We start from the raw sequence: 13,390 nt of genomic DNA, 5'->3' as shown, positions 1-13,390 counted from the left end.
AACGTCCCCCGGTCAGCACCGTCCGGCCCTCAGCATCCGACCCGGTTCCCGGCCACCGCCTTCAGCTCCTCCAGCACCCGCGCAGTGGCCGGTATCCCCAGGTGCTCGCGGAGGACGTACGCCGAGACATGGCGGCGCGAGGCGGGGTCCAGGGCGCGCCCGGTGACCTTCTGATGGCACAGGAAGGACAGCACCAGGCCCGGCATCATCGCCACGCCGAGCCCGGCCGCCACCATGCTCTGCACCACCAGGTTGTCGTCGGTGGTGAAGGCGATGTCCGGGGCGAAGCCCTGCTCGGCGCATTCGTGCAGGAAGTTGGCGCGGCACCGCAGACATCCGGCGATCCAGCGCTCCTCGCTCAGCTCGGCCAGCTTGACCGCCCGCCGCCGGGCCAGCGGATGCCCGGTCGGCAGCAGCACCGTCAGCTGGTCCTCAAGCAGCGGGATCTCCACCAGCTCGGCGGGGGTCTCCTCGCGCAGCCCGGGATAGGTGAAGGCGAGGGTGATATCGCACTCCCCGCGCACCACCCGCCCGAGCGAATCCGGCGGCTCCCCCTCCAGCAGCTCCACCCGCACCCCCGGATGGGCGGCGGCGAGCCGGGCCATGGTCTCGGGGATGAGGGTCGCGTTGGCGCTGGGGAAGGCGCAGACCCGTACCCGGCCCGAGCGCAGCCGGGTGATGGCGCTCATCTGCTGCTGGGCGGTGGAGATGCTGGTCAGAATGGTGTCGGCGTGCCGGGCAAGGGTCTCCCCCGCCTCGGTGAGCCGCATCCCCCGGCCGACCCGGATGAACAGCGGACTGCCCACGGCCCGTTCGAGCGCCTTCATCTGCTGGGTGATGGCCGGTTGGGTGTACCCGAGGGCACGGGCGGCCCCGGAGTAGGAGCCGGAGCGGACCACCTCGTGGAACGTCTTGATGTGCCGGGAATCGAACACACTCGCATCATACGGAGCCGGGGACGGAAAACCGGAAACCCATAAGCGGGATTTGGGGCCGTACAAGATCGCCCCTACCGGCGCTTCTGCGTCATGCGGGCGCCGCGCCGCGGAGCCGACGACTCATGTGCGCCACGAGACGCATACGGCCGGGCGCCACACCCGATGCGCGAGAACACCCGGGACACCCGGAACACCCGGGACGGCCGGAACGCCCGGGACGGCCGGAACGCCCGGAGCGTCCAGGACACCCGGGACACCCGGGACACCCGGGACATCCACCCAAGCACGGTCAAGATGACAAACCTGGGGCAAGCTGGCCCCATGCCGCACTACACCTCGTACGACGGAACCGAGCTGGCCTACCGCGTCCTGGAGGCCCGGGACGGCTCGGCGGGGCCACCGCTGATCTGCCTGGCGGGCGGGCCGGGGCGGGACGCCGCGTATCTGGGCGACCTCGGCGGGCTGGACGCCCATCACACCCTCCTCATCCCCGACGGCCGCGGCACCGGGGACTCCCCTCCGGCCGCCGACCCCATCGGCTACGCCTTCCCCGGGCTCGCGGAGGACCTGGAGGCGCTTCGCCACCATCTGGACCTCGCCCGCTTCCCGCTGCTCGCCCATGACGCGGCCGCCGCCACCGCCCAGGCGTATGCGGCCGCCCACCCCGAGCGGCTGAGCCGCCTGATCCTGGTCAGCCCGGGCGCACGGCTCCAGGGTGAACTCCCTGAGGACGCCCGGGAGATCTTCGAGTCCCGCGCCGACGAGCCCTGGTGGAGGGACGCGTACACGGCGGTGCGGCTGCTGCCCGACACCACCGACCTCGCCGAAACGCGCAGGCTGCTGCTCCAGGCCGCCCCCATGGCGTACGGCCGCTGGGAGGAGCCCCAGCGGGCGCACGCCGAGAGCGAGGGCGAGCAGCTGGGGCCGGTGGCACGGGCGGGCTTCTGGCAGGGCGTCGACGAGGCGGGGCGGCGCGCGGTGCTGACCCGGCTGCACGAGGTGCCGTGCCCGGTGCTGGCCATCACCGGCGACCGGGACGCGGTGACCGGGATGCGGGCCGGGGAACTGGTGGCCGAGTCCTTCCCGGACGGCCAGGCGCGCCCCCTCCCCGGGGTCGGCCACTATCCATGGGTCGACGAGCCGGACCTCTTCCGCCAGGTGGTCGAGGACTTCCTGGCCCAGCGTCCCACCCACTGAACCCGCCCCACCGCTGAACCCACCACATAGCCGCCCAGGACGCCCGGCCGCGGAGGCACGCCCCGCGGCCAGGGCGTGCACCTCAAGGCCTCAACGGCGGCCGTAAACGGAATGTGTCAGTCGTATGGCGGCCCCCGCCCCTCCGTTGTGCCCGCCCCGACCCCGACCTATCGTCGAGAACACAGCACGACACGGCCGTGTGCCCGAGTGGTTGAGGGGCTCGACTGCAAATCGAGTTACGTGGGTTCGATTCCCGCCACGGCCTCCACACCCCGGCGCGGGCGCCTCACCCGGCGTCCGCGCTTTGGGTTGCCTCTCGGTGAACTCCCGACATCCTCTGGACACATGCGCCCGCAAGGCGCATGCTCATGCACACGCCCCTGCCGTTCGTTCCCGCATCGCGGCTACCCCAGGTAAACACCTAGGACCCCGGCGATTTTCACAGTCTCGCCACCGAACGGTCTCTTGACCCCCGCACTGAGTGCAATTCCGTCTCATAGGCTCGCATGAAGTGCCTGCGGCCGTGCGGAAAACTACTCCCGGTCGGCAGGCACATTTTCGACCGTGGTCCCATTCTCAGTGGGGGAAATGTGCAGCCCGCCATACCGGCCGCCCGTCAGCCGCTCTCGACCGGCCAGAGTGAAATCTGGTTCATAGAGCAGCTGGAGCCGCCGGAGAGCACCACCTTCCGGGTCGGCGAGTACCTGGAGATACAAGGACCGATAGACACCGAGCTTTTCGAACGGGCCCTGCGCAGAGCCGTGGCCGAGGCCGAGCCCTACAACATCCGGGTCGGCGAGGACGACGGGGAGCCCTGGCAGATCCTGGACCCGGTGACCGACTGGGAGCTCCCGAAGCTGGACCTCACCGTCGAGGACGACCCGTGGGCCGCGGCCGAGCGGTGGATGAAGAACGACCTGGCCACGGGGGCACTCAAGCTGGGCGACCACCCGGCGTTCTCCTTCGCCCTGCTGCAGGTGGAGGCCGAGCGCTTCCTCTGGTACCAGGGCACCCACCACATCGTCTCGGACGCCGGTTCGGCCGCCCTGCTGGGCCGTCGGACCGCCGAGGTGTACACCGCGCTCACCGAGGGGACCGACCCGGCCGAGGGGGAAACGGTCTTCGGCTCCCTGCGGGCGATGCTCGACCAGGACGCGGAATACCGGGCCTCCCCGGATTTCGCCAAGGACCGCGCCTACTGGCTGGAACACTTCGGTGATTCGCCGCGCCCGGCGCGGCTTTCCACCCACCCGACCAGGGAACTTTCCACCGTCCTCCGGCAGACCGCGTACCTGACCGAGGACGAGGCGGTCGAGCTGCGGGCCGCCGCGCGTAAATACGCCACCCACTGGTCCGCTATGATCATCGCGGCGACCGCGCTGTATCTGCACCGATTGACCGGTAAATCGGACATCATTCTGACGCTGCCGGTATCCGGCCGCACCGACGCCACTTCCCGTTCCATTCCCGGGATGTTTGCCAATGTGGTGCCGCTGCGCATCCAAGTGCGCGCCGATATGCGAATACGGGAGCTGGTCCGGCAGATCTCACGGGAAGTCAGGCAGGCCCTTCGGCATCAGCGCTACCGCCGTATCGACCTGGCCCGGGATCTGCGACTCCCGGACGGCGGAAACGGATTGCTCGGCCCGCACGTCAACATCATGACGTACGACTACGACTTCCACTTCGCCGGGCACCGGGTCAGGGGGCACAACCTCTCCAACGGCACCGTCGAGGACCTTTCGATCATGGGGTACGACCGGTCCGACGGCACCGGTGTCCGGATCGACCTCAACGCCAACTCCAACCTCTACACCGAGGACGCCCTCATCGCCCACCGGGAGCGCTATCTCGGCCTGCTGCGCACCCTCTCCGACACCTCCGACATGCAGCGCACCGTCGGCTCGCTGGAGCTGCTGTCGGCCGAGGAGCGCCGACGGGTGCTGGGCGCGCCGGGCGACACGGCGCACCCCACCTCCGGCGCCACCCTCCCGGAGCTGCTGGCCGCCCAGGCCGCCCGTACCCCCGACGCCCAGGCCCTGGTCTGCGATGACACCGTGCTCAGCTACGCGGAGCTTGACCGGGCGGCGAACCGGCTGGCCCGGGTGCTCATCGCGCGCGGCGCCGGGCCCGAGCGCACCGTCGGCGTGGCCCTGCCCCGCTCCGCGGACCTGGTCATCGCGCTGGTCGCGGCGCTGAAGACGGGGGCCGCGTATCTGCCCCTGGACCTGGACTACCCGGCCGAGCGGCTGGCGTACGTGCTCGGCGACGCGGCCCCCGCCCTCGTGGTCACCCGGGCCGACAGCGCCGGGGCGCTGCCCGCGCGAAGTGGTGTGGGGCGGCTGCTGCTCGACGTCGTGGACCTCACCGGCACCGGTGACGCCGCGGGGGATTCCGCCCCGGCGGTGGCGATCGACCCCGAGCACCCCGCGTACATCATCTACACCTCGGGCTCCACCGGCCGCCCCAAGGGCGTCCTGGTGCCCCACCGGGCCGTGACCAACAGCATGGAGTGGCTGCAGGGCGCGTACGGCCTCGCCCCCGGGGACCGGATGCTCCAGAAGACCCCGGCCGGATTCGATGCCTCCGTCTGCGAGTTCTTCTGGCCGCTGCTCAGCGGTGCCACCCTGGTGGTGGCCAGGCCCGGCGGCCACAAGGACCCGGCCTACCTGGCGCGCACGGTGCGCGAGGAGGGCATCACCGCGCTCCAGTTCGTCCCGTCCATGCTCCAGGCGTTCCTCGCCGAGCCGGGCGCGGCCGACGCGTGCGCGGGCGTCCTGCGGCGGGCCTCAAGCGGCGGTGAGGCGCTGCCGCGCGAGACCGCCGAGCGGTTCCACGAGCGGTTCCCCGGTGTGCCGCTGAACAACCTCTACGGGCCCACCGAGACCACCATCCAGATCGCCCACCACCCCTCCGCGGCCGGCGGCGAGGGCCCGGTGCCGATCGGCCGGCCGGTGTGGAACACCCGGATGTACGTCCTGGACACCGCGCTGAAGCCCTGCCCGGCGGGGGTCACCGGTGAGCTGTACGTGTCCGGGGCGCAGCTGGCCCGCGGCTATCTCAACCGGGCCGCCCTGACCGCCGAGCGCTTCGTCGCCGACCCCTACGGCCCGCCCGGCACCCGGATGTACCGCACCGGCGACCTGGCCCGGCTGCGGCCGGACGGCGATGTCGAGTACGTGGGCCGCACCGACGGCCAGGTCCAGCTGCGCGGCTTCCGTGTCGAGCTGGGCGAGGTCGAGGCGGCGCTGCGGGCGCTCCCCCGGGTGGCCGGGGCCGCCGCGGCGGTCCGCGCCGACCGGCCGGGCGACCAGCGGCTGATCGGCTATGTGACGGCCGCCGGGGACAACCCGCCGGACACCGCCGCGGTCCGCGAGGCGCTGGGCGAGGTGTTGCCCGAGCACATGGTGCCCAGCGCGTTCGTGGTCCTCGACGCCCTCCCCCTGGACGCCAACGGCAAGCTGAACCGCGCCGAGCTGCCCGCGCCCTCCTTCGAGGCCACCACGGGCGGGCGGGCGCCCCGCACCCCGCGCGAGGAGACGCTGTGCGCGCTCTTCGGCGAGGTCCTGGGCGTCGACGGCGTCACCATCGACGACGACTTCTTCCTGCTCGGCGGCCACTCGCTGCTCGCCTCCAAGCTGGCCAGCCAGGCCCGCTCCGCGCTGGCCGCCGAGCTGTCGATGCGCGACCTCTTCGAGGCGCCGACCGTGGCCCGGCTGGTGGCCCGCCTGGACGGCGCGGGACCTGCCCCGGCCCATGGACAGCAGCCGCTGGACATCCTGCTGCCGCTGCGCGGCGAGGGGGCGCGCCCGCCGCTGTTCTGCGTCCACCCCGGCGGGGGTCTCGGCTGGTCGTACGCCGGGCTGCTCCGCCATCTCGCCCCGGACCAGCCGGTGTACGCCCTCCAGGCGCGCGGTCTCACCAAACCGGACGTCCTCCCGGCGAGCGTCGAGGAGATGGCCGCCGACTACCTGGAGCAGATCCGGACCGTCCAGCCGACCGGTCCGTACCACCTGCTCGGCTGGTCCTTCGGCGGGCTGATCGCCCACGCCATGGCCACCCGGCTCCAGGAGCGGGGCGAGGAGGTCGCCACGCTGGCCGTGGTCGACGCCTACCCCGACAACGCCCAGGCCCTGCCCGATGCGCCCGAGCTCAGCAAGCGCCAGTGGCTCGGGGTGCTGCTCGACGACATCGGCGGCGGTGACATCTTCGCCCCGGGCTGGCTGGAGGCGCACCCCGACGGGGCGGACGGCACCGCCGACCTGGTGGCCGACCTCTGCCGGGAGACCGGGCTGCCGCCCCGGCTGCTGGAGGGCGAGACCAGCTTCCCGCTGCTCGACATCCTGCTCAACGACCAGGAGCTGATGCGGAAGTTCGCACCCGAGCGGTTCCAGGGCGACATGCTGCTGTTCCGCGCCGTACGGGAGATCCCCGGCTACCGGCGCGATCCGCTGCACGTGGCGGACGCCTGGCTCTCCTTCGTGGACGGCGCCCTGGTGGTGCACGGCGTCCCCGATCACCACTACCGGATGATGCGGGAGGAGTCCCTGGACCGGATCGGCCCGGCGGTGGCGGCGGCGCTGGACCGCGCCAGGGGCTGAGGGGCCGGGGCGCGGGGTTCCGGGCGGGGGCCGCTCCCTGGAGGGCGGCCCCCGCCCCGACCCGGATTTCGCCGATCGGGCCCTCACCAACCACAATTCAGCCAGGCGTCCCATCTCGTTCTCCTGCTCTCCCAGGCAGGTGAACAGGGTGGGCGCCTTCATGTGCAGAAGGAGATGAGCTCCCAGCGAGGAGGCACGTAGTTGGAAGGAAGGCTGGCCATGACGGTGGACGCAACGGACGAGGTGGAGCGGTTCATCCTGGGGGATCGGTTCGCCTGCCTGGCGGGACGGTCCGCCTGGCGCAAGGGCGGCATCACCCATCGTCACTACGACCTGATGGGATCGGGCGATTCGGCCCGGCTGATGGCGCTCGATCTCGCGGATTTCGTGACCGCGGCCGACTGGAGCCACCGGTCGTTCACAAGCTTCATCGCGACCTTCGAGCAGCCGCGCGGGGTGGATGAGCTGCGGTTCGAGGAGCTGCTGTGGGAACAGCTCCAGCTGCTCCACGAACAGGACTCCCGGTCCTATCGCTGGGCCGAGGGCTGCTCATCCGATCCGCAGGCCAGGGAGTTCGCCTACAGCGTCGCCGGTCACCCCTTCTTCGTCATAGGTCTGCACGAGACCCACCGCCGCTGGGGCCGCCGCCCTCCCTTCCCGATGCTGGCCTTCAACTCGCATGAGCAGTTCAACCGCATCAAGGGCGCCAAGATGTGGGACCGGCTCGCGGAGAAGATCCGCAAGCAGGACATCCAGCTCCAGGGCGACATCAACCCCAACCTGCTCGAGTACGAGGAGCTCTCCGAGGCCCGCCGCTACTCCGGCCGCCCGAAGCCCGCGGACTGGCAGTGCCCCTTCGCCGCCCGCGAGGCCGAGCGCGAACCCGCCCTGACGGGCCCGCCCCCGGCCTGAGTGCGACGTCTGTCACCGGCGGGCGTTCGAACGCCTGCCGGTGACAGCGGGATCGGCGCTGAGACGCGACTGCTCCCGGGAGTGTCCTAGCCCCGGTTGACGACCGCTGCCTGGGGGCGGATCGGGAGGCGGTTGACCGGGCGGCCGGTGGCCGCGCGGACCGCTGACGCCACCGCCGCCGGGGTCGTGACCACCGGCACCGCGCTGGCCGCCTTGGCGCCGAAGGGGGCCACCACGTCCCGCTCCTCGACCAGCTTGACGATGCGGACGTCGGGGATGTCCAGGGCGGTCGGCAGGGCGTAGCCGGTCAGGTCCGGGTGCCGGACCACACCGCGTGAGGTGCGCAGGTTCTCGGTGAGGGCCGCGCCGATGCCCTGGGCGACGCCCGCCTCGATACGGGTCTTGAGCTGACGCGGGTTGAGGACCCGGCCGACGTCCTGGGCCACCGTCATGTCGACGACCCGTACCGCGCCGATCTCGATGTCGACGTCCACCACGGCGCGCACCGCGCAGTAGGCGAGCCCGACGAAGGCGTCACCCTGACCGGTCTCGTCCAGCGGCTCGGTGGGGTGCGGCCGGCACTGCGCGGTGGCCCACAGCTCCTTGCCCTCCAGGGCCTCCTCGACGGTCGTGCTGAGCACCCCGTCATACGAGGTGATCTTGCCGTCGGCGATGCTGAGCAGTTCGGTGGACATGCCGAAGGTGTGCGCCAGGGGCTGCAGCAGCTGGGTGCGGACCATCTTCGCGGCGCGTTCGACCGCACCGCCCGAGACCCAGGTGTGGCGGCCGCGCGAGGCGGGCCCGGCCGGGGGCTGGTCGGTGTCGATGGGCGCCACATGGACCTCCTCGATGCCGAGGACGTCCTGGACGATCTGGCGGGCCAGGGTGGTGAAGCCCTGGCCGGTCTCGACCGCCGCGCAGATGACGGTGGCCACCGGCCCGGTGACCTTGACGGTGGCGGTGGAGACCTCGTCGGTCCCCTCGGCGCCGAGCATGTGGACCATGCCCAGGGCGTAGCCGACCCCGCGCCGCACCGCGGCCGGTTCGCCCGCGCCCTCCAGGCCGCCCGGCAGCAGCCACTCCTCCTCGGGGTCGTCCTTGGGGAGGGTGGGCAGCGGTGCGTCCCTTACGGCCTGCAGCAGTTCGGCGACCGGGGCCGGGCAGGTGACGGTCTGCCCGGTGGGCAGCAGATCGCCGGTGGCCATCACGTTGCGCAGGCGGAGCTCGACGGGGTCCAGGCCCAGCTTGGCCGCCAGCTTGTCCATCTGGCCCTCGTACGCGGCGCACACCTGCATCGCGCCCTCGCCGCGCACATGGCCGGAGGGCGGGTTGTTGGTGCGCACCGCCCAGCCCTCGATGAAGGCGTGCGGAACGACATAGGGGCCGCAGGCGAAGGAGACCGCGGCGGCGAGGGTGTCCGAGGAGGAGTCGGCGTAGGCGCCCGCGTCCAGCAGGATCTGCGCCTCGACCTTGACCAGCTTGCCCTGGGAGTCCGCGTGGTGGCGGTAGCGCAGCAGGGTGGGGTGGCGGTGGGGGTGGCCGAGGAAGGATTCCTCACGGGTCGCGGCCAGCTTCACCGGATGGCCGGTGCGCAGCGCCAGCAGCCCGAGCGGCAGTTGCATCCCCGGGTCCTCGCGCTCGCCCATGGCGCCGGGGACGCCGGTGACGACGACCTTCACCCGCTCCGGCTCCAGGCCGAAGCAGGCGGCGGCCAGGTCGCGGTCGGCGTGCGGATCGGTGGAGGCGGTGTAGATCTCCACGCCGCCGTCGGGGCGCGGCACGGCCAGCCCCGCCTCGGCGCCGATGGGCGCCGGGTCCTGGCGGCCGATGCGGTACAGCCCCTCGACGATGACCTCGCCGACCGCCTCCGGGTCGCCGAAGGACAGCGGGATGTGGCGGACCAGATTGCCGTCCGGGTGCAGCGGCTCGGCGGAGAACGCCTGCTCTGGGTCGGTGACCGGCTCCAGCACCTCGTACTCGACGGCGATGGCGGCGGCGGCCAGCCGCGCCGTGTCGGGGTGGTCGGCGGCGACCGCGGCGATGGGCTCGCCGTGGTGGCGCACCAGGTCCTTGGCGAAGACCGGACGGTCGGCGACCCGGCGGCCGTGGGAGGCGTCGCCGGGCACGTCGGTGTGGGTCACCACGGCCCGTACGCCGGGCATCTCGACGGCCTGCTTGGTGTCGATGGAGACGATGCGGGCGTGTGGGTGGGGGGCGCGCAGCACGGCGGCCCACAGCAGCCCCTCGGCCCACAGGTCGGCCGCGTACGGGAAGGTGCCCGAGGTCTTGGCGGCCGAGTCGGTGGGCGGCAGGGACACACCGAGGCCCGTGGCGGACGGGGTCTTGAGGGGCGTGCCGGCGGCGGGGGTGGCGGTGACGGCGCCCGCGCCGTCCGCGATTCCGGTCATGCCGATGCCCTTCCGCTGCCGCTTCCGTTGACGCTCCCGTTGCCGGTGATCCCGTGCGGTCCCGTCTGGTGCGGGATGCGGGCCGGGTCCTGGGCGTCGTGCCCCTCGTCCGGCCCGGCCTCCTCCTCGTCCGCCTCACGGCCCGCGACGACCTCGCGGACGGCGTCGAGGACCCCGCGGTAGCCGGAGCAGCGGCAGAGGTTGCCGGCGATCGCCCGGCGGGTCTCCTGGTCGGTCGGGGCGTGGTTGCCCTCGAGGAGATCGTGCACGGTCATCGCGAGCCCGGGCACGCAGAAGCCGCACTGCACGGCCCCGCACTGGGCGAGCGCGCGCTGGACGTCGGAGGGCCGTCCGCCGGTGGCAAGGCCCTCGACGGTGCGGACCTCGCTGCCCGCCGCGGTGGCGGCGGGCACCAGGCAGGAGGCGACGAGCCGTCCGTCGACCTGGACCGAGCAGGCCCCGCACTCGCCCTGGGAGCAGCCGTCCTTGGCCCCGGCGAGGCCAAGGCGCTCGCGCAGGACGTAGAGCAGCGACTCGCCGATCCAGACGTCGGTGACGGGGCGGTCGGCGCCGTTGACGTGCAGCACGTACGAGGCGAGCGGATGCTCGCTGTGGCTCGGCCCCTCGTCCGCGGCCGGGGCGGCCTCGGCGAGCAGGGGCTCCGCAAGGGGCTCGACGGGGGTGTCAGCGGCCTCGGGGGCGTCCGCGGGGGTCCCGGCCGGGGCGGGCACCCCGGCGGCGTCAGTGGCGTCCGAAGGGGAGTCCGCGGGGGAATCGCTGAACTCGCCCTCCGCGGCGGCCGGTTCGGGCCGGGCCGCGGGGCCTTCGGGCCCGGCCGCGGGGCCGGTGAGCCCGGGCCCGGCGTCGTCCGGCACCGCCTCGGCGGGGGCCGCGGCGCCCGGTGCGGGGTCGGGGGCGCCCGGCACCGCCTCGGGCGCGCCGGTGTGGCCCGCGCCGTCCTCGGGGCCGGGGTGCGGGGCGTGCCCATGGGCGTCCCCCGCGAAGGGGGCGCCCGACAGCCGGTCGTCCGCGAACGCGCCGTGCCAGGGCACCTCCTGGGGCAGCTCGGGCGCCGGACTGCCGTGCGGCGGGGTCTGGCGCCCGGTGTGCTGACCGTCGACCGGGTACTCGCCGGAGTCATCGGCGGCCGGATCGCCCGGCCGCCAGCCGGGGTCGTCGGCGGCGGGCCGCCCTGGCGCGCGGCCGCCGTGCGGCGGGGCGCCGTGCGGGGGCGTGCCACGGGGCGGGGTGTGCAGCCCCTGGTGTCCCTCGGTCGCGAACTCGCCAGAGTCCCCGCCGGAGGGGCCCGGCCACGCCGGGTCCGCGGCGGGGGCCGGTTCATCGCGGTCGGGCATGCGCAGCCGACGGCGGGCGGGCGGCGGCATGGGCCCGGCCGGCGGTGCGGACGCGGCCGGGCCCGGGTGGCCCTCGACCGCGTACTCCCCGGACTCCTCCGTGCCCTCGTCGGCGACCGGAACCGACCACTGGCCGGACTGGCCGGACGGACCGGAGTGGCCGGAGTGCCCCTGCTGCTGCCCGGGCTGGGGCTGTCCGGGCCGGGCCTGATGGGGCGGCTGCGGCTGATGCGGCTGCTGCCGGGGCTGCGCCTGCCCGGCGAAGGGCATCCGCAACTGGGCCGTCGTCTGCGGGTCCTGGGGGCCGTCCGGGTGGCCGCCGTACGGAGGGACGGCCGGGCCGGGGTGGTCGTCGACGCGGTACTCACCGGTCTCGTCCATCCCCTCGTCACCCGCGACCGGGATGGTCCACTGGCTGGTGTGCACGGGCCCGCCGGTGCCGTCCCCGGACGGGGCGGGCACCGGCCAGTCGTCCACCGGCTCCTCGGCCGCCGGAACCGACCAGTGGCCGGTGTGCGGCGAATGGTGGCCCTGCTGGTCCTCGGCGGACACCGGCCACTGACCGGAGCCGTAAGGGGGATCGTGATGGCCGCCGTAGAGGTAGCCACCATCGGTCTCGGCGGTGGTCCAGTGCCCGGTCATGCCCTGGTCGTGGGGCGCGCCCTGGCCATGTCCCGACGGCTGCCAGTGGCCGCCCTGGGACGGGTCACCGTGCCCGGTGTCCATGGGCGGGGGCGCGTAGCCCGTGCCGGGCGCCGCGAGCGGGTCCCAACGGCCGGAGGGGTCGGCGGGGTCCGGGTGGGCGTAGTCGGGCGGCAGTTGGACGAAGGCCGTCGACTCGGCGTCGTACTCCGGGCCGTGCGGCATCGGCTGCCACCCGCTCCCCGGCTCCGGCCGGTGCGGCTGCTGTTCATCACTCACGCGAGTGCCCTCCCCAGTGCTCGGCGGGCCAGGGCTGCCACGGTACGCCTCAGATGGATCGCGGCAGGCGGCAGGGGGACCGGCTCGCCCCCGTCCTGCGGGGGCAGCGGATCGGGGATGCACGCGGCGGCGACGTACTCGCCGAAAGCGGTCGTGACCTGCGGGTCCAGATGGCCGCGGTCGCCGTCCCAGTCGATGAGCGAGGCGACCCAGCGCTCGGCCTCCAGGGGGCGCAGCGGCATCGGCGCGACCGCGCCGACGGCACAGCGCACCCCGCGCCGCGCGGGGTCGAGGACGAGGGCGACGGAGGCGGTGGCCCGGCCGGGTCCGGTGCGCCCGGTGGCCTTCAGGAAGGTCTGCGGGGCGTGCAGCAGCGGAACCCGAACGAATCCGACGAGTTCACCGGGGCGCAGCAGATCGACCCCGGCGAGCAGATGGCTGACCGGGATCTCGCGGCGGGCCCCCTCCGGCCCGGCAATGATCACCGTGGCTTCCAGCGCGGCGAGCACCGGCAGCGCGTCGCCGGTGGGGGCGGCGGTGACGATGTTGCCGCCCAGGGTGCCGGCGTTGCGGATCTGCGGGGGCCCGGCGGCGCGCGCGGCCGCGGCCAGCGCCGGGATCAGCGCGGCGAAGTCGGGGCGGCCCATCCGGGCGTGGGTGAGTCCGGCGCCGAGGAGGGCGTGCCCGTCCAGGTAGCGCCAGCCGCGGATTTCGCTGATCCGGCCGAGGCCGACGAGCGCGGCGGGCCGCAGCAGGCCGGAGTTGACCGCGGCCATCAGATCGGTACCGCCCGCCACGGGCACGGCGGCGGGCATGGCGGCCAGTGCCGCCACGGCCTCGTCGAGCGTGCTCGGCAACGTCACCGTGTGCGCCGCCTGCGGTGCGTGCGTGGTCAACCCAGCTGCCCCTTCCCCGGTGTCCCGGCTGTTGCGCCGTACGGTACGTGCTGACAGCCCGGACGTGGCAACTCTGGCACATCTTGCGAGCCCGCCGTCGCGGGGGTCCGTGATCCGTGGATCCGTCCCTGACCTGGGGGATGGTACGGGTTTCTTACGGCG

At 73.6% G+C, this 13,390-nt stretch carries 7 protein-coding genes and 1 tRNA gene; 4 read left to right on the top strand and 4 right to left on the bottom strand.

Annotated features, from left to right (window positions below; all coding sequences use genetic code 11):
• Positions 1–29 precede the first annotated feature (29 nt).
• Positions 30–935, bottom strand: a complete 906-nt coding sequence (locus VT50_RS06450) for a LysR family transcriptional regulator (RefSeq protein WP_046090163.1) — start codon at positions 933–935, stop codon at positions 30–32.
• A 324-nt stretch (positions 936–1,259) separates the two neighbouring features.
• On the opposite strand from VT50_RS06450, the gene VT50_RS06445 reads away from it, so the two are divergent.
• The 4 genes from VT50_RS06445 (at position 1,260) to gntA (ending at position 7,648) form a co-directional block, all read left to right on the top strand.
• Positions 1,260–2,135 (top strand): alpha/beta fold hydrolase, encoded by an 876-nt coding sequence (locus VT50_RS06445; RefSeq protein ID WP_046090165.1) that lies wholly within the window; start codon positions 1,260–1,262, stop codon positions 2,133–2,135.
• A gap of 193 nt (positions 2,136–2,328) precedes the next feature.
• Positions 2,329–2,403: transfer RNA gene (locus VT50_RS06440), tRNA-Cys, on the top strand.
• A gap of 322 nt (positions 2,404–2,725) precedes the next feature.
• Entirely contained in the window at positions 2,726–6,736 is a 4,011-nt protein-coding gene (locus VT50_RS06435; protein WP_206269355.1) for a non-ribosomal peptide synthetase, read from the top strand.
• Positions 6,737–6,955: 219 nt separating this feature from the next.
• Positions 6,956–7,648, top strand: coding sequence for a guanitoxin biosynthesis heme-dependent pre-guanitoxin N-hydroxylase GntA (gntA, locus tag VT50_RS06430; RefSeq protein ID WP_079343774.1), 693 nt, complete (start codon positions 6,956–6,958; stop codon positions 7,646–7,648).
• Between the two features lie 86 nt (positions 7,649–7,734).
• Here gntA and VT50_RS06425 read toward each other — a convergent pair whose 3' ends face one another.
• The 3 genes from VT50_RS06425 to VT50_RS06415 are packed head-to-tail and all read right to left on the bottom strand — an operon-like array spanning position 7,735 to position 13,228.
• The gene (locus tag VT50_RS06425; protein ID WP_046090975.1) at positions 7,735–10,056 is read right to left on the bottom strand and encodes a xanthine dehydrogenase family protein molybdopterin-binding subunit; all 2,322 of its coding nucleotides are present in this window, start codon (positions 10,054–10,056) and stop codon (positions 7,735–7,737) included.
• A complete protein-coding gene (locus tag VT50_RS40925; RefSeq protein WP_078841035.1) occupies positions 10,053–12,332 on the bottom strand; it encodes a 2Fe-2S iron-sulfur cluster-binding protein in 2,280 nt (759 codons plus the stop codon). Before VT50_RS40925 ends, VT50_RS06425 begins: the two co-directional genes overlap by 4 nt.
• Positions 12,329–13,228 carry an FAD binding domain-containing protein gene (locus VT50_RS06415; RefSeq protein ID WP_046090977.1) on the bottom strand — a complete coding sequence of 300 codons (900 nt, stop codon included), beginning with the start codon at positions 13,226–13,228 and terminating at the stop codon, positions 12,329–12,331. Before VT50_RS06415 ends, VT50_RS40925 begins: the two co-directional genes overlap by 4 nt.
• Positions 13,229–13,390 lie beyond the last annotated feature (162 nt).

Origin of the sequence: Streptomyces antioxidans (genome assembly GCF_000968685.2) — a bacterium.
GTDB classification, from domain to species: Bacteria; Actinomycetota; Actinomycetes; order Streptomycetales; family Streptomycetaceae; genus Streptomyces; species Streptomyces antioxidans.
Note: the sequence above shows the minus strand (reverse complement) of the source record. Positions and strands in the feature narration are given on the sequence as shown.